The sequence below is a fragment of the Klebsiella sp. WP8-S18-ESBL-06 genome (genome assembly GCF_014169755.1).
Lineage (GTDB): Bacteria > Pseudomonadota > Gammaproteobacteria > Enterobacterales > Enterobacteriaceae > Kluyvera > Kluyvera ascorbata_B.
In genome coordinates this window covers 4,238,809-4,265,545 of the sequence record NZ_AP022256.1, presented here as the reverse complement: position 1 = coordinate 4,265,545, position 26,737 = coordinate 4,238,809, and the positions used below count along the sequence as shown (strand labels likewise).

Genomic DNA, 26,737 nt, shown 5'->3' with positions numbered 1-26,737 from the left:
TCCTTTAACAGCAGCGCATGCCGCCTTTTCCATCGCCGCCGTAGCGCGCCTGCTGGCGCTCGCGGAAGAACGCTTCGTAGGTCATGTACGGTTTATCCGGATGGTTGGTCTGCATATGTTCGACGTAGTTGTCGTAATCCGGAATGCCAATCAGCATTTTTGCCGCCTGACCGAGGTATTTTTTTGCCTGACCTAAGTTACCAAACATTGTCTCTTCCAGATATGAATAAAGCCGGATGGCGGCTAGCGCCTTATCCGGCCTACAGACTGCACTTTTTGTAGGCCGGATAAGCGCAGCGCCATCCGGCAAAGAGGTTAGTGGTGTGAAGAGGTCTTCACGCCGCCTTCCGGTACCGGCACATACGGTGTTTCTTTGTCGGTACGTTTATCGCTATTGCGCACCTGCATCCAGGTTTTGAAACCGTAGAAGATGATGCTGTACACCACCACCAGGAACAGAATACTCAGGCCTGCGTTGGTGTAGTTGTTGATAACGATGTGGTTCATGTTGGCAATCTGCTGTGCAGTGAGCTCACCACCGGCAGCAATCTTCTCTTTGTACTGGCTAGCCATGTAGAAGAAGCCTTCCATCTGCGGGTTGGTGCTGAACAGTTTCAGGCCCAGCGCCCAGGTGGTGCAGATAAGCAGCCATACCGCCGGGATAGTGGTGACCCAGATGTATTGGGTGCGCTTCATCTTAATCAGGATAACCGTACCCAGCACCAGCGCCACGGCGGCCAGCATCTGGTTAGAGATACCGAACAGCGGCCACAGGCTCTTCACGCCGCCCAGCGGGTCAACCACGCCTTGATACAGCAGGTAGCCCCACAGGCCTACGCAGCCCGCAGTCGCGACAACGCCAGCGACCAGCGAGTCGGTTTTCTTCAGGAACGGCACGAAGTTACCGAGCAAATCCTGCAGCATAAAGCGGCCTGCACGGGTACCGGCATCCAGTGCGGTAAGGATGAACAGCGCTTCGAACAGAATCCCGAAGTGGTACCAGAAGCCCATATCGGCCATCGGCAGCACTTTGTGGAACACGTGGGCGATACCGACCGCAAGCGTTGGCGCGCCGCCCGCGCGGTTCAGTACCGACGGTTCGCCGATATCTTTCGCGGTTTGCAGGATCTGCTCAGGCGAAATCACGAAGCCCCAGGAGCTGACGGTCGCTGCCGCATGGGCGGTGACATCTTTCAGCTGCTGCGCAATCAGCGCCGCGTTCTCGCCGCCCATTTCATGCAGGTTCGGCATGGTGATGCCCAGACCTGCTGGCGGCGTGTTCATCGCGAAGTAAAGACCCGGCTCGATGATAGAGGCTGCCACCAGCGCCATAATGGCGACGAAGGACTCCATCAGCATCGCGCCATAGCCGATGAAACGCGCGTCGGTTTCGTTGGCCAGCAGCTTCGGCGTGGTGCCGGAGGAGATCAGCGCGTGGAAGCCGGAAACGGCGCCACAGGCGATAGTGATAAACAGGAACGGGAACAGCGCGCCTTTCCACAGTGGGCCGGTACCGTCGATGTACTGGGTCACGGCTGGCATTTTCAGATCCGGGTTGAGGATCACGATGCCCAGCGCCAGGCCAACGATAACGCCGATTTTCAGGAAGGTCGCGAGGTAGTCGCGCGGTGCCAGAATCAGCCATACCGGCAGCAGGGCAGAGATAAAGGCATAGCCAATCAGCGCGAAGGTGATGGTGGTGTCTTTAAAGGTCAGCGCCGGGCCCCAGTACGGGTCGTGGGCAATCACGCCGCCGAAGTAGATGGAAGCCACCAGCAGCACGATACCGATCACCGACACTTCGCCGACGCGGCCCGGGCGGATAAAGCGCATGTAGATACCCATAAACAGCGCAATCGGCACGGTGGAGCAGACGGTGAACACACCCCACGGGCTTTCTGCCAGGGCTTTCACCACGATCAGCGCCAGCACCGCGAGGATGATGATCATAATCAGGAAGCAGCCGAACAGGGCAATGGAGCCCGGCACGCGGCCCATCTCTTCTTTGACCATTTCGCCCAGTGACGAACCGTTACGGCGCGTGGAGATAAACAGCACCATAAAGTCCTGCACCGCGCCCGCGAGCACCACGCCCGCCAGCAGCCAGAGGGTACCCGGCAGGTAGCCCATCTGCGCGGCCAGCACCGGCCCAACCAGCGGGCCGGCACCGGCGATAGCGGCGAAGTGGTGGCCGAACAGCACGTAGCGGTTGGTCGGCACGTAGTTCAGGCCATCGTTGTTAATGACCGCCGGCGTTGCGCGCGTGGGGTCGAGCTTCATCACCTTCTGGGCGATGTACAGGCTGTAGTAGCGATAGGCCACCAGATAAACAGAAACCGACGCCACGACGATCCACAGGGCACTGACGTGCTCACCGCGGCGTAAGGCGACGACCGAGAGGCAAAACGCACCGATGATTCCGAGAATCACCCAGGGTATGTGCTTGAATAGCTTTTTCGTATCCATAGTAAAACCTGGTTTTTTTAAGATTAATAATCAGCCGAAGCTGCCGTTGTTTTTTGCGTTTGGGGATTGAGGAGGTATTGATTCTGATGATGAGTTTGTCAGAGATACGCGCGCGTATAGTTGGGTAAATGCGTGAGCGGTTGAAAGTGAGGGCTAAGCGGTTGCTTTTCGCGGTAAGCGGTTGGACAACCTTTGTTCGACGGCAAAATATGTGATTGAGATCGCAAGTTTTTTTCCTGTTGCCGTTTCTCTGCGCACAACTACGTATGATTAAAAACCAATAAAAAACACTATTGTCACTAATTGATCACAACTCAGCGTGATGACCCTCTCCCCGCCGCCGCGTTTTCCCGACTATTGGCTCAACCCGGCCGGTGAGCCATGCAGCCTGCCGACCTGTATCCATAAAAAGGATGAACACAATGAAAAATATGCGGCTAAAAGCACTTTGTTTGGTTCTGGGAGCGGGCATGTTGTGGCCTGCGGTGGGGCAATCCGCCACGGAATTGCGCATGTCGTGGTGGGGTGGCAACCAGCGCCATCAGGCCACCACTGAGGCGATTAAAGCCTTCGAAGCGCAAAAACCGGACGTTAAAATCAATACCGAACCCAGCGGCTGGGACGGCTATTTATCCCGCCTGAGCACCCAACTGGCGGGCAATACCGAACCGGACGTGATGCAGATTAACTGGAACTGGCTGGTGATGTTCTCGAAGAACGGCGACGGGTTTTACGATATTAACCGCCAGTCGGCGAATATCGACCTCAGCCAGTTTTCCAGCCAGGGCAAGCAACTGGTGACGATGAACGGCAAGCTGAACGGTGTGCCGGTGGCGATGACCGGGCGTTCGATGTACTACAATCCGGAACTGTGGAAAAAAGCGGGCGTTGCCTATCCGCAGACCTGGGAACAGATGATTGCCGCCGGTCCGGCGTTTAAAAATACGCTGGGAGACGACTACTACCCGTTTATCCTCGCTAATCATGACACCACCATCATGACGTTTCTGAACTCTTACATGGTGCAGAAATACAACATCCCGATGATCGACCCGCAGAAAAAAGCCTTTACCTACAGCCGCGAACAGTGGCTGGACTATTTCGGCATGTACAAAAAGCTGGTGGATAACCATGTTATTCCTTCCATGAAATATCTCTCGGCCTTCGGCAAAGCCAACGCCTGGGAAATTAAACCATGGCTGGACGGCAAAATCGGCGGCGTCCACACCTGGAGCACCGACGGTACCTTTGCCGGTAGCCTGCGCGCGCCTGCGCATCTGGAAGTGGGGCCGTATCCGATGCTGCCAGGGGCAACCGATGCGGGCATCTTCTTTAAACCGGCGATGATGTTCTCCATCGGTAAAAACAGCAAACACCCAGAGCTGGCGGCGAAGCTGATTAACTTCCTGCTCAACGACCCACAGGGGATTAAAGCCATGGGCCTCCAGCGCGGCGTGCCGCTGAGCGCCGAAGCGGTAAAAGTCCTGCAACAGGACGGCGTGCTGGATAACAGCCAGATCCAGGTGCAGGGGCTGGCGCAGGTAGACCAGCTGATGGGCAAAATTGAGCCGTCGCCGTGGTTTGAAAACCCACAGCTGTTGTCCTACTTCCTCGATGCGGTTCAGCGCTATGACTACGGGCAGCTCACCCTTGAACAACTGGCCGATGAATTTCCCCAGCGCGCGCAGCGCGTCCTGAAAAAGATCATGTAATTGAGGTGGTTATGTCGCAATTATTAAAAGAGTCGATTTTAAGCAAGCTGGATACGCTGTTTAATGAAGTGATTGTGGTGCGCACCAACGACGCCGAGCTAAAAAAACAGAAGGTTATCGCTTCTGACCTGTCGATTGAAAACTGGGACTGGTCGCAGGGGGTGGGCATTTACGGCATCTGGCGTCTGTATCAGATTACCCGCGAGCCGCGTTACCTCGATTACCTGAACGGCTGGTTCTCCCGGCGGATGGCTGAAGGGCTGCCGGAGAAAAACATCAACCGGATGGCGCCGATGCTGACCGCCACCTGCATGGCGGCTGAACTCGGCGAAACCGGCTGGCTGACGGATATCGCCGACTACGCCGACTGGATCGACACGCGCCTGCTGCGCACCCAGGAAAACGGCTATACCCACTGCACCAGCGACCATCTTAACGAAGAGCAACTGTGGGTTGATACGCTGTTTATGAGCGGCCTGTTCCACGCCCGCGCGTCACAGCTGCTCAATAAACCGCACTACATGGACGATGTGGCGTATCAATTCTTATTGCACATCAAATACCTCGTCGACCGCCGCAGCGGTCTGTGGATGCATGGCTGGAGCTTTATCGAACGTAACAACTACGGTGCGGCGCTGTGGGGGCGGGGTAACGGCTGGGCGGCGGTGGGTAGCGTCGATTTTCTGGAAATGGTGACGGCGGATAACGCGAATACGCGCTTTATCCGCGAGGCGTTTGTCCGCCAGATGCAGGCGGCGGTGCACTACCAGCATAACAACGGGATGTGGTCGACGTTAATCGACCATCCCGAAAGCTATCAGGAAGCGTCGGGTACCGCCGGGCTGACCTACGCGCTGCTGAAAGGCGCGCGGCTGGGGCTGCTGGACAACCGCTGCCGTGATGCGGGGTGGGCGGGCATCCAGGCGCTGATTGCACGGATTAACGATCAAGGGGAAGTGGCTGACGTGTCGGCTGGCACATCGGTAGGACGCGACCTCCAGCACTATCTGGATATCCGCGTTCGTCAGCGCGCCTACGGGCAGTCGCTGGCCATGCTGGCGCTAGGGGAAGCGCTTGCCCATCTAAACGGATAACTTAAGGACAAGGTCATGACGACAAACCCCAGCGCGGTGCTGAGCGTCGAGGAAGAGCAAAAAATTCTGGCGCGGATCCACGATCCGCGTATTCCTTCAGCCGAGGTGAACGTGCGCGATTTTGGCGCCGTCGGCGACGGCGTCACGCTGGACACCCAGGCAATTCAGCGGGCGATCGCTCATCTCCACCGCCAGGGCGGCGGCAGAGTGGTGGTGCCAGCCGGTCGCTATCTTACCGGCTCACTGGCGCTGCTCAGCAATATAAACCTGCATCTGGATAGCCCACAGAGCGTGCTGCTGTTCACGACCGAGACCACCGAAGCGCACTACCCGCTGGCTTTCGGCCACTGGGAGTGCTCGCCGCTGTGGAACTACCGGGCGCTGATTTATGCCTGCGATGCGCAGAATATTGCGCTGACCGGGCGGGGCGTGCTGGACGGTCAGGCCAGCGACAGCGTCTGGTGGCACTGGACGCATCAGATTGAGCACGCCTGGTCGACCTCCGCCCGCAACCTGCAGCGCCCCGCCAGCCTGCGTCTGCGCGAAATGAACCTCAACGGCGTGCCGGTCGCCGAGCGCCGTTTTGGCGACGGCCACTACCTGCGGCCGATGTTTATTCAGACCCTGCGCTGTGAGAACGTCCTGCTGGAAGGCGTTACGCTGCGCAATTCGCCGATGTGGCAGGTGAACCCGGTCCTGTGCCGCAACGTTACCGTCCGGCGCATGACGCTGCGCTCCCACGGCCACAATAACGACGGCGTCGACCCGGAAAGCTGCTGCGATGTATTAATTGAAGATAACCTGTTTGACTCCGGTGATGACTGCATCGCCATTAAGTCCGGGCGCGATCGCGACGGGCGTGAGGCCAATATTCCCTGTGAAAACATCATCATCCGCCATAACCGTTTTGCCGATGGCCACGGCGGCATTGCGTTAGGCAGCGAGATGAGCGGCGGTATCCGCAACGTGTTCGCCGTGGGGAATGAATTTGATAGCCCGGCGCTGACTTACCCGCTGCGCCTCAAAGCTAACGCCCTGCGCGGCGGGGTGATTGAAAACGTCTGGCTGCGCCACTCGCGGGTGAAGCGGGTGCGCGATGCGGTGGTCCACGCCACCATGAACTATGCCGAGGGCGTTTACGGCAGCCATCTGCCGCGTTTTCGCAATATCGTGGTTGAAGATCTGGAAGCGAGCGGCGGCGAATACGGCCTGTTTATCGAAGGGCTGGCACAGTCGCCAATTGAAGGGCTGGTGCTGAAGGATATTCGCATCACCGACGTTGAGCATCCGCTGCACGCCGCCCACTGGGGCAGCGGCGTGAAGATGGAAAATGTCACCATTAACGGGCTGGCCTATCCGCGCCCGGTGCAGCTGTTTATTCGCGGGCTACCGCAGGTGGGCGACTATCTACGGGCGATTGCGCAGCTGCCGGGCAATGACGATGCGGTCCTGCGCTATTCGTGGTGGCTGGGAAAAACGGCGGAAGGGCCAATGACGCCGCTGGGCGAGGGCGATATTCTGGCGCTCACGCCGACGATGGCCGGGCGTTTTGTACGCTGTCGGGTAAACCACGGAGAGATGAGCCTGCTGAGTAAGCCGTGGCTGATTCAGCCGGAGGGCAGCATCGATCTGGCGAGCAGCCATTCGGTTAATGCCGGTATTTTGTGCGCGCGCGGGGTGATCGAAGAGAAAGGCGGCGCGGAATGTATTACCCGCTTTGAGCTAGCGCAGATGATCATTCGCCTGTGGGGATTGCAGTATCAGCCGTCGAATGGGGTCGTCATCCAGGATATTGCGCCGGATTCCGTCTGGTATCCGGGCATTGCCGCCCTGATTCAGCGCGGCATGATGGCGCTGGTGCAGGGGAAATTCCTGCCCGACCGTCCGATTCGTCGCGAAGAGGCGGCGACGGTCGCCATGATGAGCTGCGGCGTGTCGTACCGTAACGCCTCCACGATGCTGCAATCGACCTTTACCGACGGGCGCATTCTGCGCGATATCTACCTTACCAATGCTCAGCGCGCGGTGGCCTTTGGTTTTATGCGCTGCGATGAGGAAGGCCGCTTCCGCCCACGCCGCTATCTGCGCCGCCACGAGGCGCTGGAGATGCTGCTGGCGATTGGCCACTTTATGGGCGATCAGGATGCACAGCAGCGGCAGGTGAAGCCGCTGCGCTAGTCGGAACGGCGGCGGGCAGTTTGATCGATCGAACGGATCATTGACTGCTTCGCCGTCATTAAATGGTTGCGCAGCGCCAGAGTGGCATCGATCTCGTTACGGCAGATCAGCGCTGTCAGGATCATCATGTGCTCATCAATGGCGATAATATTGCGCTGTTTAAGATCGCTTTCATCCCACTGATAGTGGAAGTGGAAAATAACCGAGATAATTTCCAGTGACTGATTAAAAAATATATTGTTGGCGGCCGAAAGCAATAAGGCATGAAAATCCCGGTCAAGCTGGGAGAATGTTTTTACGTTGTCACCAATACGATCTCTTAATTGCCGATGGTGCTCCAGTAATGTTTTCGCCTGTAGCCAGCGAGGGTCGCCGTCGGGTAAATTAAGAAAGCGCTGAAGGGCGTGTAATTCCAGCATTTCGCGTAATTCAAAAAGCTGCTCGGCGTAGGGGCGGTCAAATTCTTTCATACGCCACAGACCGCGCTTTTCGCTGACGATAAGATTATAGCGACCAAATTTCAGCAAATATTCTCTGGCTGCTACCGGGCTGACGCCGGCCATTTTTGCCAGGGCAATTTCGCTCATCACTTCCCCGGCCTTTAGCTGCCGCTGGTTAATCATTGAAAAAAATGCCTGTTCAAAAATCTGCGTCTGTTCTTCGAGCGGCGCCTGGGTGCACTCAAAGCCGTCCAGCGCATCAGGTTTGCGTAGCACGATGTAATCTTTGCCAATTTTCTCCAGCACGCCGCGCTGCTGCAGGTGGGTGAGAATGTGCCTGACGGTGGTGCGGCTGATGTTAAACATCTCGCCCAGCGCCGACTGCACCGGCAGCGGAGAAGGAATATGACCGCGGGCGATACCATCGATAATCTGATTCACCACGCTACGACGTAAATTCTGCGAACGGCTCATGCTGCATCCTCCTGATAATGATTAAAAACGAATTTAAAACCTATTTCTGCGTTGGCATTCACAAGAATTTGTTGCACTGATGCGGAATTACCGCGAAATCCACAATAACAAGGAGAACATAAAAGGAGAAGCCCCAATGATTATTATGAAAACGTTAGTTTGTCAGCAACCCGGAGAATGGGCGTGGCAGTCGCGGAATATTCCAAAACCACAAAAAGATGAGGTGTTAATAAAAATAAAAACGGTCGGAATATGCGGTACGGATATCCATGCGTGGGGAGGCAAACAGCCTTTTTTCAGCTACCCGCGGGTATTAGGCCATGAAATTTGTGGCGATATTGTTGAGGTGGGGAGCGCCGTTCAGACATGGCGGGTTGGCCTGCAGGTGGCGGTAATCCCCTACGTAGCCTGTCATACCTGTAGCGCCTGCCAGAGTGGACGCGACAACTGCTGTGAAAATATCGCGGTGATCGGCGTGCATCGTGACGGTGGTTTTAGCGAGTTTCTGTGTGTACCGCAGCAAAACATCCTGTTGGCGGAAGGCATTGCGCCGGAGGCCGTGGCGCTAATTGAACCGTTTGCCATCAGCGCTCATGCGGTGCGCAGAGCGGCGGTGCAGGCGGGCGACGAAGTGCTGGTGGTTGGCGCGGGGCCAATTGGCCTGGGCGCAGCGGCGATTGCCAAAGCCGAAGGCGCGCGGGTGGCGGTGGCGGATGTCAGCAGCGATCGGCGCGCACACGTGGCGGCGCAGTTGGATCTTCCGACGCTCGATCCGCTGGCGGCGGATTTTGACGCCCGGCTACGCGCTTTGTTTGGCGGCAATCTGGCGCACAAGATCGTGGATGCCACGGGCAGCCCGCAGTCGATGAATCGCGCGGTGGATCTGATCCGCCACGGCGGCAGCATCGTATTTGTCGGCCTGTTTAAAGGCGACCTGCAGTTTTCCGATCCGGAGTTTCATAAAAAAGAGACCACCCTGATGGGCAGCCGCAATGCCACCGCTGAAGATTTTGTTCGCGTCGGCGAGCTGATGCGCAGCGGCGCGCTGAGTGCTGAGATGCTGCTGACCCATCGGTTGCGCTTTAGCGAACTGGGTAGCACCTTTGAGCGTGACGTCATCAATAATCCACGGCTGATTAAAGGCGTGATAGAGTTTGCGCAGAACATCGACGGCGCCTCTGGAAATTAATGTGATTTAAATCACTACGTTAACCAAGTAAAACCTGCGCCTCCGTCTACGCTTTATGCCAGTACAACAATAATACGGAGATTTACATGACAACGGTCAACATCGCACTCAACGACGCTTACACGCTGGCCTTCGAGGTCCTGCGCGCCAACGGTTTTTCACAGCCTCACGCCGACGCCATTGCGCGCAACGTGACGGCGGGCGAACGTGACGGCTGTGCATCGCACGGCCTGTGGCGTCTGCTGGGGATTGTCGAAACCCTGCGCAAAGGCAAAGTGTCGCCGGACGCTGAGCCGACCATCGTCGATCAGGCTCCGGCGATTGTGAAAGCCGACGCCCACGGCGCCTATTCGCTGTGCGCTTATGAACAGGCGCTGCCGCTGTTGATTGAGAAGGCGCGCCACTGCGGCATTGCGGCGCTGGCGATCAACCGTTGCGTGCATTTCTCCGCGCTGTTTGCCGACGTGGAACCGCTGACCGAGGTCGGGCTGGTGGGCTATGCGTGCACGCCAAGCCACGCATGGGTGGCCCCGGCGGGGGGCACGCAGCCGCTGTTTGGTACCAACCCGATTGCCTTCGGCTGGCCGCGCGGCGACAAGCCGCCGTTTATTTTTGATATGGCGACCAGCGCGGCGGCGCGCGGTGAAATTCAGCTGCATCAGCGGGCGGGTAAGTCGATTCCTGAGGGCTGGGGGATTGATAGCAACGGCCAGCCGACCACCGATCCTCAGGCGGTGCTCGACGGTGCGATGCTGACCTTCGGCGGCCACAAAGGGTCGGCACTGGCGGCGATGGTGGAACTGTTCGCCGGGCCGCTGATTGGCGATATGACCAGCGCCGAATCGCTGGCGTGGGACAACGGCGCGGGCGGTCTGCCTTACGGCGGCGAGCTGATTCTGGCGCTGGACCCACAGCGCTTCCTGGGCGCGCAGGCCGAGGCGCATCTGGCGCGCGCCGAAACGCTGTTCAGCGGCATGCAGGCGCAGGGTGCACGACTGCCGGGCGAGCGTCGCTATCAGGCGCGTCAGCAAAGCGAGCAGCAGGGGCTGGAACTTTCCCGCAGTCTGTACGATGAGATTTGCGCGCTGGCTGAATCCATGTAGGCCGGATAAGGCAACGCCGCCATCCGGCAATGTGCGCGGTGATGCCTGATGGCGCTTTGCTCATCTGGCCTACGGGATATTCGACGTACGGGGCCATGCAGGCCGGATAAGGCAATGCCGCCATCCGGCAATGTGCGCGGTGGCGCCTGATGGCGCTTTGCTCATCTGGCCTACGGATTATCCTGAGGCCATGGTGCGTTAATAGTCACATTTTCTATAAAGTTTTTCCTTTCCCCGCCGAAAATTCGTTATTCGTCTGGAGGAAAGAGAAACATGTTAAAACGTATCAAAATTGTCACCAGCCTCGTGCTGGTTTTGGTGTTATTTGGCTTGTTGCAAATGGTATCAGGGGGCCTGTTCTTTAACTCGTTGAAGCACGACAAAGAGAACTTCACTATCTTGCAAACGGTGCGTCAGCAGCAGTCCGGGCTGAACGGCAGCTGGGTTGCGCTACTGCAAACCCGTAATACCCTGAACCGCGCAGGGATTCGTTACATGATGGATCAGAACAACATTGGCAGCGGTGCTACCGTCGCCGAGCTGATGCAGATTGCCACGAAGTCTCTGGCGGATGCGGAAAAACGCTGGGCTGAGTATGAAGCGATGCCGCGCGATCCGCGTCAAAGCGAAGCGGCGGCGCTGGAAATTCAGCGCAACTACGACATTTACCACGGCGCGCTGGCCGAGCTGATTAAGCTGCTCGGTGCGGGCAAAATCAACGACTTCTTCGACCAGCCGACGCAGGGTTATCAGGATGGATTTGAGAAAGCCTACGTTAACTACCTGCAGCAGAACGACAGCCTGTACGATCTGGCGGTGAATGACAGCAATGCGTCGTATACCCAAGCGCTGTGGATCCTCTTTAGCGTGATGATCGCGGTGCTGGCGGTGATCGTCAGCGTGTGGCTGGGCGTGCGCAAAACGCTTATCGCGCCACTGAATCGTTTAATCGACAGCATTCGCCATATTGCCGGGGGCGATCTGGTGAAGCGTATTGACGTGGAAAGCGACAACGAAATGGGCCAGCTGGCGCATTCGTTGCGTCATATGCAGGGCGAGCTGGCACGTACCGTGGGTGAAGTCCGTCAGGGTGCCGATGCGATTTATAGCGGTGCCAGCGAAATCGCGATGGGCAATAACGATCTCTCTTCGCGTACCGAACAGCAGGCGGCCTCCCTTGAGGAGACGGCGGCCAGCATGGAAGAGCTGACCGCTACCGTGAAGCAGAACGCCGAAAACGCCCGTCAGGCCAGCCATCTGGCGCTGAGCGCGTCAGAAACCGCGCAGAAGGGCGGTAAAGTGGTGGATAACGTGGTGCAAACCATGCGTGATATCACCGCCAGTTCGCAGAAAATTGCCGACATTATCAGCGTGATTGACGGTATTGCCTTCCAGACCAACATCCTGGCGCTGAACGCCGCTGTCGAAGCCGCGCGTGCGGGTGAACAGGGCCGCGGGTTTGCGGTCGTGGCGGGCGAAGTGCGTAACCTGGCGCAGCGTAGCGCCCAGGCGGCGCGCGAGATTAAGAGCCTGATTGAAGACTCGGTTAACCGTGTCGATCTCGGTTCGACGCTGGTGGAAAGCGCCGGTGAAACCATGGATGAGATCGTGAATGCAGTCACCCGCGTGACCGATATTATGGGGGAAATCGCCTCGGCGTCCGATGAGCAGAGCCGCGGTATCGACCAGGTCGGTCTGGCGGTGGCAGAGATGGACCGCGTCACTCAGCAGAACGCCTCGCTGGTGGAAGAGTCCGCTGCTGCTGCGGCGGCGCTGGAAGAGCAGGCCAGCCGCCTGACTCAGGCGGTGGCGGTATTCCGCATTCAGCAGAGCCAGGCTAACGCCGGGCGCGAATCGGCCAGCGCGGCAGCGCCAGCGCCGGTGATGCTGCGCAAAGCGGCGGTCACCGACAGCGGTGAAAACTGGGAAACGTTCTGATATTTTCGCGCCCTTAACGGGCGCGTTAACCTAGCGTCAGGCGCATGGCGCAGCGTGATTCATACGCCATACCGTGCGCCGCTTCTTCTGCCAGCGTCATCCTCAGCGATGGGCTGAGCGTCTCGTCCGCCAGAAATTCAAATCCCTGCTTCGCATACCACGGCCCGTTCCACGGCACCGTGCGAAAGGTGGTCAACGTCAGCGCACGAAAGCCTTTTTCTCGCGCTTGGGCAATCACATAGGCCATTAATCGGCGGCCAAGGCCGCGCCCCTGCCACGCCTGATGCAGCGAAAATTCAACGATAAACAGAACGTTACCCTGCGCCTGAGCCAGCAAAAATCCCACCGGGCGATCGTCGACCAGCGCCAGCCAGCTTGTGCCTGCGTCAACGTATTCACGATGGCGCTCGGCCGAGATGACCGGGCCTTCTGCCAGCCAGGCCAGTTCGGGTACCTGCCGAAAGCGCTGCCCGGCGGCGCGTTCAATGGCAGGTAGGGCGGTAATCTCCGCCGGGGCGGTCGGGCGAAAGGTGTATATCATCGGCCGAGTATAGCCTGCGCGCTCATACCGATGCGACGGTTAACGGGTGCACACCAGAATCGGTGAATAGAAATTGCTGATAACGATGGCGTCGTCCGGAGTTTTGCGAATGTTCAGCAGCCGCTTTTGCCCGGAGGTGATGCCGAGCGCGTATTGTTCAAAAATGCCTGCCGGGACATTGTCATGGCCAAATTTTTCGACCTGTTTAATGTGCAGCTGGTAAAACATTTCATGTACGTGCTGCCAGTCAAAGCTCTCCTGGCGCGAGACTTTCCAGTTCTGGCCGTTAGTCACGACGTCGCCGTTGACGTTGAAATAGCCCGTACCGTCCGGCGTGAAGTGCATGACCACCATGCCTTCGAAGGTGAAATGATTATCCTGGTTGCTGTCTTTGTAGGTCAGGCTGCCCTGGCAGGTCATGGAAAGACGCGTGCTCTGGTCAATCCACAGCAGGGTGCCCAGGATCAACAGGGCATTCAGGGCAATGACGCAAAGGAGTCTTTTTTTCTGTTTCACTCTCTACCACTCGTAAAAAAACAGCGTCTGACAGGAGCTGGCCTTGCCACGGAACTGGGAACACTGGCTCAGTACCAGACGACCTTTATCGCCGTAAAATACCGGGTCCTGGGGATGAAAATAAAAAATGGCGCTGGGCAAGCAGGTGAACGTTCCGGCCTCTTTTATTTGCATGACCAGGCGCTTCGCTCGCTCGGTGAAAACATCGGCAAACGGCGTCTGTGCTGGCGTTCAGATAATATTTGCCGGATGCGGGGGTATTGACCACGTGCGCAAGCTGCGCGAAGAAAAGGGCGACCCGGGCGGCGAGAAGGGGGGCGATATGCCCCCCGTGTGCATCCGGCGTTAACCCTCTGCGGCAATCACTTTGATTTCTACCATCCCGATGCCGAGCTTGCGCGGCGAGTGGCCGAGGATGTTACCCTCGTTGGTGGCCTGCGGGTCAGGAGGCACGATCACTAGCGTACTGGCGTCCGACGGGTTTTCGAAGTGCAGCGTGGTGGTGGTAACGTCGTGGCCGAGTGTGAGCATTTGCTCGCTGTCGCCGACGCGAACCGGGATGGGCTTATCGGCGTTCGGGCCAAAGGCCTTAGCGGTGATAATCAGGTCGAAGCGTTTTGGCAGCGGCTGCTGATACTCAATTTTTACCGCATCGCCGAGCTGTGCGTTGGACCAGCGTCCCCAGGATTCAGGGCGGGAGATGCCGCTAAAGCTTTTCACCTCTTCCGGCGCGCCGGCGACGTTAAAGATAAAGCTGTCGGCCTTATAGCGAATATCGTTATCGACGGTTTTGAGCGCATCCACGTTGCCTTTGTAGCGCACCATGTCGATGACCGTATCGCGAAAATCGGTCTTACCGTTCCAGACCGCTTTGTCGACGTGCTGCACTTTTTGTTCGCCGCCGAGCTGACCCTGTGAGACGCACCAGTCGGTAGACAACGCCAGCTCGGGCGACCATAGCTGCGCCATCTTGTAGCAACGGTCGATCCAGACAAAGTTATCGCGCGGGGCGAAATCGGCCAGCTGGTAGCGCAGTGGAGCGGAGTATTCGCTTTCCGGCAGCGGCTCAACGCGGTTGTCAGACACGCGCAGCAGCAGCGGCAGGCGGAAATGGCTGCCGGAGAAGGCAATCATATTTTTCTGGCCGTCGATGGAGAACGTTTTGATCTCTTTCGGGAAATTCCACAGGCGAATGATATCCGGCTTCCACGCCAGCACCTTTTCCTTCATGTTGAGGAACACTTCCGACAGCGACTCTCCGGACAGACTACTGCGCCCCAGCCCGATGAAGTTGTCGCCACCCAGCATGTCCAGCACCGTAGCGCCGTTGTCCATCGTGTTACGCTTCACCGCGATGACGTCCTGGTCGTCGGGCTTATCGCCGCGCAGTACGAAGAACAGATTGCTGCGGTCCTGCTTGTTGAGGGCGTCCCAGGCGGTATTTTTCATCGCCAGATGGTCGGAGGAAACCACGATGATGGTATCTTTAAACCACGGTGATGCTTTGATTTTATTGATAAATTCAGCGATATGTTCCTGGCTACAGGCGACCGCGCTGAACGACTGGTTGGCTTTGCCGTTGATGTCATACCGCTTACGGTTACAGGTACGGGAGATAAAGCCGTCCGGGTGGTGGGTATCGACGGTCAGGGTAAACAGTGAGAATCGCTTGCCTTCGCGGGACAGCGCTTCGAATTTCTTCCACGCTTCGTCGAGCACGGTATCGTCGTAATAACCCCAGTCGTTTTTATAGCTCGGGTCAGCGACGGTGGTTTTCAGCTCTTCGGCACCGTAAAGATAGTCAAAACCGTGCGATTTCAGGAACACATCTTTACCGGCAAAGCGCAGGTTGGCGCCCTGAACGAAGTAGTTTTCGTAGCCGGAGTTTTTCAGGATATCGCCAAGGCAGATATTCTGCGGGAAGAAGCTCGACAGCGACGCCGAGGCGTTGCCTTCGAACGGCGCAAACAGCGGAATACCACACTGTGAGGCGACCATTCCGGCAATGGTGTAGTCGGTGCCCGGCAGCTGCATGGTGTGGCTAAAGTCCAGGCTCTGGTTTTTCAGCGCGCCCAGCTCCGGGGTCAGGTTCGGGAAGGCCTCATCGTCAAAATAGGTGCGCTCCAGACTCTCGCCGTAGATATAAACGAGATTCATCTTTGGCTTCGGAATCGTCTTCGACGGCTCTTTATAGTAGGCCGCGAAGTCCGGATCGCCATCGCGTGACTGGGATTTGACCAGCTCGCTAATCTGGCGGAAGGCCGGACTGGCGTCGACTGAGCAAACGGCCAGAATCAGCGCCAGCAGGCTGTAGCCGAAATGATGAGGATGAGAACGGCGTCGGCGCAATACCCAGCCCAGCGCGCCAAAGACGGCGAGCAGAGCGGCAGCGAGGCCGATGCCGGGAAGAATATATTTACTGACGCCTGCGCCGGTCAGGCTGTTGGTCAGCGTGTAGAGCACCGCATCGTTAATTCCGTCGCCGGTAAAGTAGTCGCTGGCGTACAGGGTGATATTCAGGACCACAAACAGGCCCAGTACGGTTAAGGTAGCGGCGAACCACCATTTATTACGCCCTGCCTTACAGGCGTAAATGGCGATGGAGGCCAGGAACAAAACGATGGATAACAACTCTGACACTAGACATCCTCAAGCGCGCCAGGTCTTCTGGCTGAACAGAAACTGACTTCACAATGTAATTGTGCCGTCATCTGTCTGCAATTCTAACGTGAGTAAAGTGCGTTGTTATTCGGAATTGGTTTAGATATGTTTATTATTTGAACAGTTTTTTTTGTGCGGCGAGCAGGGCGCTCGCCGCACGAAGACAATCAGGAAATGAAGTTAACGCCCTGTTTGAGCACGAAGTCACAGGCTTTGGCTTTCACTTTTTTGCCCAGCTCGGTGTTGCCCAGGCTGTCGAGGTCAAGCTTCTGCCCGTCTTTGGCGTTCAGCAGGCCCTGAATGCCTTCCATATAGCCGGTATCCTGCTTCTGTTCGGTTGCCGTGTTGAGGCCCAGTTTATCCAGTACCTGGTTTTTCACGTTATCGACATTGGCAACAGAAGCCAGTTTTTCTTTCGCGCAGTACCCCATGATCCCGGCGGCATTGTTCATGCTGCTGGCGCTCAGAGACTGGCTACCGCCGTTAAGCAGGCTGGTCAGCGAAGAGAGCGAAGAACCGCCGCTCTGCGACGTGCTGCTGCTGCCGGCAAGCTGGCTGGCGGCGCTGCTCAGGTCATTTAACGATACGGCGCCCGCAGCGGTAGAAACAAACGCGCTGGCAATGATTACGCGGCAAAGCATCGATTTTACTGATTTCATGAGGTGTACTCGTGTGCAATGATAAATAGACGTGATAAGTATACGCCTGTCATTCATCGGAAGTATCTTAATACTCTTTGCCGGTGACGCGGCTGCGATAACTTTCCCAGTTAAAAATCACCCACAGGCTGTTGCCAAGACGCATACGGTCCATCACCCGCTCGCCGAGCAGCTTATTCATTTCATCGAGGTTGTTGTTGGTCAACATGCCCGTCGGGCGTTTAGATGACGAACGGCGATCGACGATCTGGTTGATAATCACCTTCTCATAGCGCGATTCGGTCTGCATGCCGATTTCATCAATGACCAGCAGGTCAACGTTGCTCAGATCGCTTAGCAGCTGCTCTTCGCTGGTTTCCCGGTTGCCGAACGTTTCTTTCATGGCGGACATAATGTCGGCCACGGTGATGATCAGCACCGACTTACCGCGCAGCAGCAGCTCGTTACAGATAGCGGCGGCAAGGTGGTTTTTACCGGTACCCGGTTTGCCGGAGAAGATGAAGCTTGCGATATTGCCGTCAAATTCGTCGACGTACTGGCGGGCTTTCGCCAGCGCGTTCATCTGGCCTTCGTTCTCGACACGATAGTTATCGAACGAACAGTTCTGATGCAGCGGACGAATACCGGAACGGTTAAACGTGCGCTGCATCTTCATCGCACGGTTTTCGCGCGCCAGCGCCGCTGCGCGGATCTCGCCCTGTTCTTTCTGCCAGGCCAACAGCTCTTCGCCGGTTTTAAAGGCCGGTTCGATATGCGCCGGCATCATTTTTTGCAGGCGCTTCATTAATTCGCCAACGTCTTTCATGCTCAACCTCTGAACCCCGGTGGAATCTGGCGGTCTGGTTCGCTGACCGCGTTAACGTCTCGCCGCAGCTGGCCGCTATTATTCGCCCGGCCCATCTGAACGCTGCGCGCCAGCTTTTGCTGCCACTGTACGTGGTGGAACACTTTGCCCTCAGCCTGCCAGTAGGCGACAAACGACGCCAGCTCTTCCGGCGTGACCGGCTCGCTTAAGGCGATCCCCCACAGCGCAGAAAGGCGCAGGAACTCGGCGTCGGGCTGCCAGCCCGGGTACATGGCGAATTTTCCCATCGGTACAGAGACCGGCGCCGCCGTTGGCTCTTCAAAGAACTGGGCATCCAGCGTCACGTCGCTGCCCGGACGGGCAAGCTTTTCTTCCAGCGCCAGCAGCTGCGCCAGCCGCTCTGGCGTGACGGCATAAAACGCGGGCGCATTGTTAGCAAACACGGCGACCGCGCCGCCCTGAGTCTGCGCAAGGATCGCCTTGGGATCGGCCACGAAGGCTTCAATACCAATCACGTTGGGCGTCAAAATACGAGAAGACATAACACTATCTCAATACTGAAAAATCACGGGAAGGGTGCGGGAAAACCGCACGAATACTGCACATAGTAGCACAAGCGAGGGGAAGGGCGGCACTCTCCCGTGCCACCCTGAGGATTACACCCGCGGGCGCTTGCGGTAAAGCCACAGGCCCGGAATAGACAGGCCAATCGAAAGCGCACCGACGATTGACGAGGCCTTCAGGAAGTTGCTCAGTAAGGTAATCATCATCTCTTCGGTGTAGCCAAAGTGGCTGATTTTTACCGCCGAGATCATCGCCGTATAGGCTGAAATACCGGGGAACATTGGGATGACGGCGGCGACGGTAAAGATTTTCGGGTGCGCCAGATACCAGCGTGACCACTGAATGCCGATGCTGCCGACCAGCATGGCCGCCAGGAAAGTGGACCATTCGATATTAAAACCTGCGGTCATCATCGTGAAGCGCGAGGCGTGGCCGATAGCTCCCAGCAGGGCACACCACGGCAGCGCGCGCTGCGGCACGTTAAACACCATCGCAAAGCCGACGGCAGGGATCGCCGACAGCATGATGTCCTGCGCCAGCAAGAGCAGAAAATCGATTACACCCATCCGCGTAGCCCCCATAACGTCATTGCCATCACCACGCCGATGCAGGTTGCCAGCGTCAGTAGACTGGCGATGGCCCATCGCGCGAGGCCGGTATTAATATGCCCTTTGAACATGTCGGCCACCGAATTAATCAGCGGAAAACCGGGAACCAACAGCAGCACGCTTGCCGCCATGGCGACGGTTGAAGTCTGGTGGAAGGCCGGGAGCTGGAGCATCAGCCCGGAGACGGTAGTGGCGACAAACGCGGTCAGACCGAAGTTAATCTGCGGGTGCATGGAGCGGTGCGTCAGCACCTGACGGATGTACATCGCGATGGTGCTGGCGCAAAAGGTGACCAGCGCGCCGTCCCAGCCGCCGTTGTTAAGCTTACAGAAGCAGGCGCAGGAGAGGCCGACCATCAGCACCACCAGCCAGCGCGGGTAGCGCAGAGGTTTAATCTGTGCAAAGCGCTTAGCGACATCTTTATGGTCCAGCAGTTTGTGCTCGGCCATGATGACAATGTGCTGCACTTCGGTGACCACGTGCATGTTGATGCCGCGATCGCTGTTTTTGCGCGTAGAGGTCAGGCACAGCCCATCTTTAATGGTGGTCAGCACGATGGCGTTTGACGAGATGGCGCTTTCAACGCTGTCCATCCCCAGCGCACGCCCCAGGCGGGTTGAGAGCTCCTCCACCAAAGCGCTTTCCGCCCCATGTTGCAATAAAAAAAGACCGCACTGAATACAGAGCCGCGTGACGGTACGTTGTTCTGATTGATCGACTTCCATAAAGCCCCTGGTAGCAAGAACGCCGGTTAATGACCTACTTGTACCCGAAGCGCGCACAGGCGCTAGCGGGGTGGGATCAAACAATGTGCAAAAATTCGGCGTCCTGTGATGACCGGCCAGGAGTTGATGCCGTCCACACTTTTGCAAAACTGTTGGAAAGTGCAATTTTTGAACGGATTCTGGCCTTCTTTTTCGTTACTGACTTATCAAAAATGCATTCTGAAACTTTATGGATACACAAAACAAACAAATAATTAACCAGAATGTGAGGACACCCTATGAACACGCAAGTCGCCATTATCGGTGCCGGGCCTTCGGGGCTACTGCTGGGCCAGTTGCTGCATAACGCCGGAATAAAAACCGTCATTCTCGAACGCCAGACGCCGGAGTATGTGCTGGGACGCATTCGTGCAGGCATCCTGGAAAACGGTACCGTTGAGTTGCTGCGTGAGGCGGGTGTTGCTCGCCGCATGGATGCTGAGGGCCTGATTCACCATGGCGTAGAATTTCTGTTTGCTAACCAGCGCATTCCGGTGCCACTTAGCGAGCTGACGGGCGGCAAGAGCGTTATGGTCTACGGCCAGACCGAAGTTACGCGCGATCTGATGGAAGCGCGACAGGCGTGCGGTGCTGAGACCTATTACGGCGTTGAGCAGGTTCAGCTACACGATCTGAAGAGCGATAGACCCAGCGTGACGTTTGTGAAGAATGGCGAAACGTGTCGCCTGGAATGTGATTTTGTCGCCGGCTGCGATGGATTTCACGGCGTCTCCCGACAAAGTATCCCGCGCGATATTTTGCGCGAGTACGAAAGTATCTGGCCGTTTGGCTGGCTGGGCCTGCTGGCGGATACGCCGCCGGTGAACCCTGAGCTGATTTACGCGCACCATGAACGCGGGTTTGTATTGTGTAGTCAGCGCTCACTAACAAGAAGCCGCTATTATCTGCAGGTGCCGCTGAGCGACCGCGTCGAACAATGGTCGGATGAACGCTTCTGGGGTGAGCTCAGGCGTCGTCTGCCGGATGAACTGGGACAAAAGTTAGTGACTGGTCACTCACTTGAGAAGAGCATTGCGCCGCTGCGTAGCTATGTGGTGGAACCCATGCAGTACGGCAGAATGTTCCTCGTTGGCGATGCGGCGCATATTGTGCCGCCGACCGGCGCCAAAGGGCTGAACCTGGCGGTGTCTGACGTGAACTACCTGTGGCGTATTTTGCGCCAGTTTTACCATCACGGTCGGGTAGATTTACTGGCGCGTTATTCACAGCTGGCGCTTAACCGGGTGTGGAAAGGCGAGCGCTTCAGCTGGTTTATGACCCATTTGCTGCATGATTTCCAGGACAAAAGCGCGTTCGACAGAAAGATGCAGGAAGCGGACCGTCAGTACTATCTGGGGTCGCGCGCCGGGCTGACGACCATTGCGGAGAACTACGTTGGGCTGCCCTATGAGACGGTGGAATAAAACATGAAGCGGGCGTCAGCGCCGGAGAGCGTACCGGTCTTTAAACTGTATGGCGAGCAGAGGGGCTGGCCCACGCCCGATTTGCTGCACTGTGAGTCAATACATCAGCGCAGCAGCCTGTACGCATGGCATATTCGCGTTCATCAGCATGCGGAGCTGGTGCAGCTGCTGTATGTGCATAAAGGCCAGGCCGAGATTGAAATTGAGGGGGAGCGACGAGCGGTTAACGGGCCCTGTATTCAGGTCGTGCCGTCGCTATGCGTGCATGGTTTTCGTTTTTCCCCCGGCACTCAGGGCTACGTACTTTCGCTGGCGCTCCCGCTGCTGAGCCGGCTGGAGGCGCAGTTTGGCGGACAGCTAGACGTGCTCGGTCAACCCGTCTGCGTGATGGTCAAGCGCGCCAGACGCCATATTCACACGGTATTTGCCGCACTACTCGAAGAGTACAGCCACGAAAAGGATGCACGCGAGATGATGCTGTCTTCCCTGCTCGGCGCGCTGCTGGTCTGGCTGAATCGGCAAGGCGCGCCGACCGCGATCCTTGAAGATAAAAGTGCGCGCAAACGCAGCGTGCTGAGGCAGTTTGCGCGGCTTATTGAGAGCCACTATCGCGAGCACCTTTCGCTGGCGGAATATGCGCAGCGTCTTGGCGTCTCGACGACTTATCTCAACTGCCTGTGCCGCGAGTTTCACGGTACCAGCGCGCTAGGCGTCCTGCACCAGCGCCTGCTGCTGGAGGCCAAAAGAAGCCTCCAGTACACCAGTATGAGCATTACGCAGGTATCGGACTATCTCGGGTTTAGCGATGTGACCTACTTCTCGCGCTTTTTCCGCAAACGCGGCGGGATGGCGCCAAAAGAATTCAAAATGAAAATAGAATAGACGAGTAAGAATATGGATAGTGAATTTTAATTATTCTTATGTCATTTTTAATATTTTCTAAGTGAGTGCTTTTAAATCACCATGCCATACTGCATCCGTTTAACCCGCCAGTACATCCATGTAGCAGCATTTTTTATTGGTCTGGTGAGAACGCAATAATAATATTATAGCAGTCAAGGAAATAGAAAAGGGATGGTTTAGTTTCCTGATAATACGTTGTGCTGTATTAAATAATTTTATATTCAGGAAGTGAATCTTCGAATGGATACGGAGGTTTTATGTCGCCAGAATACTGCAAATTCGCGGTGATTATTAGCAAAATACCGGTAATGCAGTCTGGGCTCAGTACAATAATGGGAACACATTTCCCGGATTATGAGCTCAATTTTTGCCAGTCTCTGGAAGAGTTAACGCTGCTTCAGTTGCGTCGAACAGATGTCGTTATTATTGATTTTTCTGGCGAAGTCAGAAATCCTCGCGCGGTCTGCGAGCAATATTACACGCTGCTTTCCCAGTATCGGGATATCCACTGGATCTTCATGATTAGCCGTCAGTATTACGCACTGGCCGTTGAGTTTTTGATGCGTCCAGAAAGTACGCTGCTCTCAGATTCAGACCCTATCGATCGCGTCATCAAGGCCATAAAGCTGGGGGGGGTCAGCACGGAAAAAATTAGCCAGACGCTGCTTTCCATGCATAACAGTGATGATATCGAAGGTGAAAACGACCGTGCGGTAATGCTAACGCTGTCAGAGCGCAAGGTTCTGCGTCTGCTGGCAAAAGGCTGGGGGATTAACCAAATTGCAGCCCTGTTGAAAAAGAGCAACAAGACGATAAGCGCGCAAAAAAATAGCGCGATGCGTCGACTTTCTTTGCGTAGCAATGCGGAAATGTACGCCTGGATCAACAGCAATCAGGGAATGAAGGAACTCAATCTCTACTCGGCTTATGGAGAACAAGCAGAATGGAAAAGCACAGCAGGAAGCAGTGCGTCGCTATCATAGAAGATTGCATGATGGCGGAAGTCGGGCTACGCCATTTATTAACGTCTTCGCGGAATAAAGATTTTACGATTCAGTTTTTTCGCTCGATGAGTGAATTTAAAACCGCACTCTGCCAGGCGCCTTTTGATGTGCTGATTTGCTGCCTGTCCGGCACGCGAGAGCCGCGCATTGAGTGTCTGCTGGCGATGGGCGAAATAGCCCGTTGTCATCAGCAGATGGTCCGCATCATTCTGGCGAACGATAACGTCGAGGCGGCACTCATCAGGCACCTGTCACCCACTTATCTTCACGGCGTGTTGAGCAAATCCAGCGCGCTGGTTGAACTCAAACAAAACGTACTCGAGCTGTTACAAGAAACGTCGTTAGGGCATGAGTGCGCGGCGGCATCTTCAGTACTGCGCGAAAACAGTTTTCTGAGCCCGACCGAGAATATGATTTTGCGCTACATGACCTACGGCTATTCGCTGATGGAAATCGCGCAGCGGTTGGGGCGAAATATTAAAACCATACGCGCGCATAAATTTAATGCGATGACCAAGCTTGGCGTTAACTCCGACGCTGATTTGCTCAGCGCGGCTGATTTACTGGTGTCGTTGCCCGATCGCTATATAGCCCGCTCTCGGGCGCTGCTTCGCACCGCTTAGTTTGTGGGCGTCAGGCAAACGTCGACCCACGTCGCGGCGGTGAGGGTCGCCATTCTTTGCGGAGAGATGCGTACCGCACTATGAATAGCACCGGCGGCGGGAAGCACCTCGTCATACTCTTGTAGCGACACGTCGCAGTAGACGTCCAGCGGGTTTTCGAGGCCAAACGGGCATACGCCGCCCACCGGGTGCCCGGTCAGCTCGACCACTTCGTCGCTGCTGAGCATGCGGGCCTTCGCGCCAAAAGTGTCTTTGAGCTTTTTATTGTCCAGACGGGCATCGCCTTTGGCGACGATCAGGATGACGCGATCTTTGACTTTTAGCGACAACGTTTTAGCAATTTGCCCGGGCGCAACCCGGTGAGCGGCAGCGGCCAGCGCGACGGTCGCAGTGCTTTGCTCAAGCTCGATAATATTGATGTCGGGCGCGTGCTCGGCAAAGAATTCTCGTACTGACTGTAGGCTCATTGTTGACTCCTGTTTTTTTGGCGAGTCACTCTGTCATAAAGCTACCCAGGTTGTAAATAAAGCGCCGAAGTTGTGCAAAAATTGTTTGATTTCTGGATCTCCTTCACAATCACTGCAACCGGTTACTGTAACCGGTTGCAGTTAGTCTTCAGGGGATTGATACTGCAAGGGTAACTTCCTTTGTATCCATAATAAGAGCCATATATGAACGGTATCCCTATGAACAATATGCCAGGCGCGTTACGCGGCTGTCACAAAGCGTTCACGGTTAGCCCAGTCGTATGTCGGCAAAATCGTTGTTGCTGTGCTTACGTCTAAAGCCTGTCAGGAGGGCTGCTATGTCTGCTAATCACGCTGCATTTAATCTGATCTTTCGTTTTGTAGAAAACTACGTCAGTCCCGTTGCTGGTCGTATTTCATCCCAGCGCCACGTCATGGCTATCCGTGACGGTTTTATTTCCGCTATGCCTTTTATGATTGTGGGATCGTTTCTACTGGTGTTTGCCTATCCGCCGTTCTCGCCGGACACCACCTGGGGGTTTGCCCGCGCTTGGCTAGACCTGGCAAAAGAGTTTGAGGGCCGGATTCTGACGCCGTTTGATATGACGATGGGCATCATGTCCATCTACATCTGCGCCGCTATCTCCTACAACTTAGGCAAACATTACGAAAAAACCAACCAGCTCGATCCGTTTATGTGCTCGATGCTGTCGATCATGGCGTTCCTGCTGGTTGCCGCGCCGAAAACGGAAGGCCATCTGCCGGTCGATAGCCTCGGTGGTACCGGGATCTTCACGGCTATTCTGGTCGCCGTATACTGCGTAGAGATGATGCGTTTTCTGAAGGTTCGCAACATCGGGATCCGTTTGCCGGATCAGGTCCCGCCGATGATCAAAAACTCCTTCGACCTGCTGATTCCAGTGCTGGTGGTCGTACTGACGCTTTACCCGCTGAGCCTGTTCATTCAGAGCCAGTTCGACATGCTGATCCCGCAGGCGATCATGTCGCTGTTTAAACCGCTCGTTTCCGCGGCTGACTCCTTACCGGCTATATTGCTGGCGGTATTGATTGGCCACCTGCTGTGGTTTGCGGGGATCCACGGTGCGGCTATCGTGTCCGGTATGCTGCAAATGTTCTGGCTGACCAACCTCGGCCTGAACCAAACTGCGCTAGCGCAGGGGGCACCGCTGCCGCACATCTTTATGGAAGCATTCTGGACCTTCTTCGTGGTGGTGGGCGGCTCGGGGGCGACCATGGGACTGGTGTTCTGCTACCTGCGCAGCCGCTCGGCGCACCTGCGCTCCATCGGCCGTCTGAGCGTGGTGCCAAGCCTGTTCAATATTAACGAACCGGTTATTTTCGGAACCCCAATCGTCATGAACCCGGTGTTCTTTATTCCGTTCCTGTTGGCGCCGATGGTGAACGCCGTTCTGGCCTGGGCGGCAATGAAACTGGATCTGATCGGTCGAGTGATCTCCGTCGTGCCGTGGACTGCCCCGGCACCGATCGGCGGCGCATGGGCGCTTGGCTGGGATTTCCGTGCGGCGATTCTGGTGGTGCTGCTGGCCTGTGTGTCGGCCATCATCTACTACCCGTTCTTCAAAGTGTATGAAAAACAGCTGTTAGCACAGGAAGAAGAAGAAGCGCAGCGTGCGGAGGAAGAGAGCCAGCAGGTTGCCTGATAGGCAGTGAAACGACGGGGCATTTGCCCCGTCGGTTAGTTAAGCGTGCAGTCACCGCACTGCTTGACGTCCGGCAGGCGGTATCGCTGGCAGCAGGTGCGTCGCACCAGGCGACCGTCCCTTTCAACCACAGTACGCCACAGCGGGTTATCGCGGCCGTCGGCGAGCGTCCTGGTCAGGAAATAGCGCTGACGCAGGAGACTAACCTGTTCTTCCCCAAGCAGCGCGATCATCTCACCTAGATACCAGTTAATTAAATAGCCGGTATTACTCCAGATAAGTTTGCCGTTAATCTCGCCGGTGGCTTCCAGCGCGTTCACAACCGGTATTAATCCTTCAGTGACTAAACTGTCCAACCGCCGATCCCACGGCATGTTGCTGACCCGTTGGTCGCAATGTACGTCGGCCCAGAAGCAGGCCGCACGGCCAGTCTCGTGAAACTCAACCAGGAAATGCTCCGGTGAAACGGAAATCGCAGATGATTCGGTCAGCAGTGCCAGCATCAGCGGCGGCACCATCAGGCCGATATACCACTGTGCCCACAGCGAAATCAGCGGCTTGTTTTCGCGCGGCTGCATCGGCTGGTTGCGATAGATGTGATCGGAGTAGATGGCCAGCAGTGAGGTCAATTCGGTAGGCCGGGTCCATTCGGCTAGCGTTTTAGCGTTGCCCGGGGCGCTCTCGTTAAGTCGAAACATTTCCAGCATATGCGGGCGATGTTCGGCAATTTTGGCACGTACTGATTCCGCAAGCGCATTTTCCCGTGGAGGGAGCGGCGTGCGCCAGATGAGGTCATCAGCGATCGGTGCGGAACGATAGGCCATAGGATTAACGAGATAAAAATATAAATGATAATGATTAGCAATCGTAGCTATAGATAAAAGTGAGCGCAAGCGATTTGTCGCCTGCACCCATTTTTTGT

General features: G+C 56.3%; 25 protein-coding genes. 12 read left to right on the top strand and 13 right to left on the bottom strand.

Annotated elements, in window-relative coordinates:
- Positions 1-4 precede the first annotated feature (4 nt).
- Positions 5-208: a YbdD/YjiX family protein gene (locus H7R76_RS20505; protein WP_106930447.1), complete on the bottom strand. Its 204-nt coding sequence runs from the start codon at positions 206-208 to the stop codon at positions 5-7.
- A gap of 107 nt (positions 209-315) precedes the next feature.
- Positions 316-2,466 carry a pyruvate/proton symporter BtsT gene (btsT, locus tag H7R76_RS20500; protein ID WP_182966307.1) on the bottom strand — a complete coding sequence of 717 codons (2,151 nt, stop codon included), beginning with the start codon at positions 2,464-2,466 and terminating at the stop codon, positions 316-318.
- Positions 2,467-2,888: 422 nt separating this feature from the next.
- On the opposite strand from btsT, the gene H7R76_RS20495 reads away from it, so the two are divergent.
- Genes H7R76_RS20495 through H7R76_RS20485 form a run of 3 tightly spaced genes read left to right on the top strand, consistent with a single transcriptional unit; the run spans position 2,889 to position 7,450 of the window.
- The gene (locus H7R76_RS20495) at positions 2,889-4,178 is read left to right on the top strand and encodes an ABC transporter substrate-binding protein (RefSeq protein ID WP_182966305.1); all 1,290 of its coding nucleotides are present in this window, start codon (positions 2,889-2,891) and stop codon (positions 4,176-4,178) included.
- 11 nt (positions 4,179-4,189) lie between these two features.
- Positions 4,190-5,272, top strand: a complete 1,083-nt coding sequence (locus H7R76_RS20490; protein WP_182966303.1) for a glycoside hydrolase family 88/105 protein — start codon at positions 4,190-4,192, stop codon at positions 5,270-5,272.
- A gap of 15 nt (positions 5,273-5,287) precedes the next feature.
- The gene (locus H7R76_RS20485) at positions 5,288-7,450 is read left to right on the top strand and encodes a glycosyl hydrolase family 28 protein (RefSeq protein WP_182966301.1); all 2,163 of its coding nucleotides are present in this window, start codon (positions 5,288-5,290) and stop codon (positions 7,448-7,450) included.
- Here H7R76_RS20485 and H7R76_RS20480 read toward each other — a convergent pair.
- Positions 7,447-8,364, bottom strand: coding sequence for a GntR family transcriptional regulator (locus H7R76_RS20480; protein WP_182966299.1), 918 nt, complete (start codon positions 8,362-8,364; stop codon positions 7,447-7,449). The genes H7R76_RS20485 and H7R76_RS20480 overlap by 4 nt on opposite strands.
- A gap of 145 nt (positions 8,365-8,509) precedes the next feature.
- On the opposite strand from H7R76_RS20480, the gene H7R76_RS20475 reads away from it, so the two are divergent.
- The 3 genes from H7R76_RS20475 to tsr all read left to right on the top strand — a co-directional run bounded on the left by H7R76_RS20475 (position 8,510) and on the right by tsr (position 12,594).
- Positions 8,510-9,553 (top strand): zinc-binding alcohol dehydrogenase family protein, encoded by a 1,044-nt coding sequence (locus H7R76_RS20475; RefSeq protein WP_182968047.1) that lies wholly within the window; start codon positions 8,510-8,512, stop codon positions 9,551-9,553.
- 86 nt (positions 9,554-9,639) lie between these two features.
- Entirely contained in the window at positions 9,640-10,656 is a 1,017-nt protein-coding gene (locus H7R76_RS20470; RefSeq protein WP_182929522.1) for an Ldh family oxidoreductase, read from the top strand.
- A gap of 273 nt (positions 10,657-10,929) precedes the next feature.
- Positions 10,930-12,594 carry a methyl-accepting chemotaxis protein gene (gene tsr / locus H7R76_RS20465; protein WP_182966297.1) on the top strand — a complete coding sequence of 555 codons (1,665 nt, stop codon included), beginning with the start codon at positions 10,930-10,932 and terminating at the stop codon, positions 12,592-12,594.
- 25 nt (positions 12,595-12,619) lie between these two features.
- Here the strand turns inward: tsr and H7R76_RS20460 are convergent, their stop codons facing one another.
- Complete coding sequence (locus H7R76_RS20460; protein WP_182966295.1) at positions 12,620-13,135, bottom strand: GNAT family N-acetyltransferase; 516 nt, start codon at positions 13,133-13,135, stop codon at positions 12,620-12,622.
- Positions 13,136-13,174: 39 nt separating this feature from the next.
- A complete protein-coding gene (locus H7R76_RS20455) occupies positions 13,175-13,651 on the bottom strand; it encodes a FidL-like protein (protein ID WP_182966293.1) in 477 nt (158 codons plus the stop codon).
- 127 nt (positions 13,652-13,778) lie between these two features.
- On the opposite strand from H7R76_RS20455, the gene H7R76_RS20450 reads away from it, so the two are divergent.
- Positions 13,779-14,000, top strand: coding sequence for a hypothetical protein (locus H7R76_RS20450; protein WP_182929519.1), 222 nt, complete (start codon positions 13,779-13,781; stop codon positions 13,998-14,000).
- Here the strand turns inward: H7R76_RS20450 and opgB are convergent.
- The 6 genes from opgB to H7R76_RS20420 all read right to left on the bottom strand — a co-directional run bounded on the left by opgB (position 13,997) and on the right by H7R76_RS20420 (position 19,673).
- Positions 13,997-16,291, bottom strand: coding sequence for a phosphatidylglycerol--membrane-oligosaccharide glycerophosphotransferase (gene opgB / locus H7R76_RS20445; RefSeq protein ID WP_182966291.1), 2,295 nt, complete (start codon positions 16,289-16,291; stop codon positions 13,997-13,999). The genes H7R76_RS20450 and opgB overlap by 4 nt on opposite strands.
- Positions 16,292-16,479: 188 nt before the next feature.
- Positions 16,480-16,971 carry a YjjA family protein gene (locus tag H7R76_RS20440; RefSeq protein ID WP_106925200.1) on the bottom strand — a complete coding sequence of 164 codons (492 nt, stop codon included), beginning with the start codon at positions 16,969-16,971 and terminating at the stop codon, positions 16,480-16,482.
- Between the two features lie 67 nt (positions 16,972-17,038).
- Positions 17,039-17,776, bottom strand: coding sequence for a replicative helicase loader DnaC (gene dnaC / locus H7R76_RS20435; protein WP_106925201.1), 738 nt, complete (start codon positions 17,774-17,776; stop codon positions 17,039-17,041).
- A 2-nt stretch (positions 17,777-17,778) separates the two neighbouring features.
- Positions 17,779-18,318: a primosomal protein DnaT gene (gene dnaT / locus H7R76_RS20430; protein ID WP_106925202.1), complete on the bottom strand. Its 540-nt coding sequence runs from the start codon at positions 18,316-18,318 to the stop codon at positions 17,779-17,781.
- Positions 18,319-18,432: 114 nt separating this feature from the next.
- Entirely contained in the window at positions 18,433-18,906 is a 474-nt protein-coding gene (locus H7R76_RS20425; RefSeq protein ID WP_106925203.1) for a threonine/serine exporter, read from the bottom strand.
- Positions 18,897-19,673 (bottom strand): threonine/serine exporter family protein, encoded by a 777-nt coding sequence (locus H7R76_RS20420; RefSeq protein WP_106925204.1) that lies wholly within the window; start codon positions 19,671-19,673, stop codon positions 18,897-18,899. The genes H7R76_RS20425 and H7R76_RS20420 overlap by 10 nt, the downstream gene beginning before the upstream one ends.
- A gap of 278 nt (positions 19,674-19,951) precedes the next feature.
- On the opposite strand from H7R76_RS20420, the gene pobA reads away from it, so the two are divergent.
- The 4 genes from pobA (at position 19,952) to bglJ (ending at position 23,666) form a co-directional block, all read left to right on the top strand.
- On the top strand, positions 19,952-21,136 hold the full coding sequence (gene pobA / locus H7R76_RS20415; RefSeq protein ID WP_106925205.1) for a 4-hydroxybenzoate 3-monooxygenase: 1,185 nt from the start codon (positions 19,952-19,954) through the stop codon (positions 21,134-21,136).
- Positions 21,137-21,139: 3 nt separating this feature from the next.
- A complete protein-coding gene (locus tag H7R76_RS20410) occupies positions 21,140-22,018 on the top strand; it encodes a helix-turn-helix domain-containing protein (protein WP_182966289.1) in 879 nt (292 codons plus the stop codon).
- A gap of 278 nt (positions 22,019-22,296) precedes the next feature.
- The gene (locus tag H7R76_RS20405) at positions 22,297-23,022 is read left to right on the top strand and encodes a helix-turn-helix transcriptional regulator (RefSeq protein WP_106925207.1); all 726 of its coding nucleotides are present in this window, start codon (positions 22,297-22,299) and stop codon (positions 23,020-23,022) included.
- Positions 23,023-23,030: 8 nt separating this feature from the next.
- Positions 23,031-23,666: a DNA-binding transcriptional activator BglJ gene (gene bglJ / locus H7R76_RS20400; protein ID WP_227673923.1), complete on the top strand. Its 636-nt coding sequence runs from the start codon at positions 23,031-23,033 to the stop codon at positions 23,664-23,666.
- On the opposite strand, the gene H7R76_RS20395 is transcribed toward bglJ, so the two are convergent.
- The gene (locus H7R76_RS20395; protein ID WP_106925208.1) at positions 23,663-24,133 is read right to left on the bottom strand and encodes a YbaK/EbsC family protein; all 471 of its coding nucleotides are present in this window, start codon (positions 24,131-24,133) and stop codon (positions 23,663-23,665) included. The two genes, bglJ and H7R76_RS20395, sit on opposite strands and share 4 nt — an antisense overlap.
- A gap of 338 nt (positions 24,134-24,471) precedes the next feature.
- Here H7R76_RS20395 and H7R76_RS20390 point away from each other — a divergent pair, with 338 nt between their 5' ends.
- Positions 24,472-25,815, top strand: coding sequence for a PTS sugar transporter subunit IIC (locus tag H7R76_RS20390; RefSeq protein WP_106925209.1), 1,344 nt, complete (start codon positions 24,472-24,474; stop codon positions 25,813-25,815).
- Between the two features lie 35 nt (positions 25,816-25,850).
- Here H7R76_RS20390 and fhuF read toward each other — a convergent pair whose 3' ends face one another.
- A complete protein-coding gene (gene fhuF, locus H7R76_RS20385) occupies positions 25,851-26,639 on the bottom strand; it encodes a siderophore-iron reductase FhuF (RefSeq protein WP_182929514.1) in 789 nt (262 codons plus the stop codon).
- Positions 26,640-26,737 lie beyond the last annotated feature (98 nt).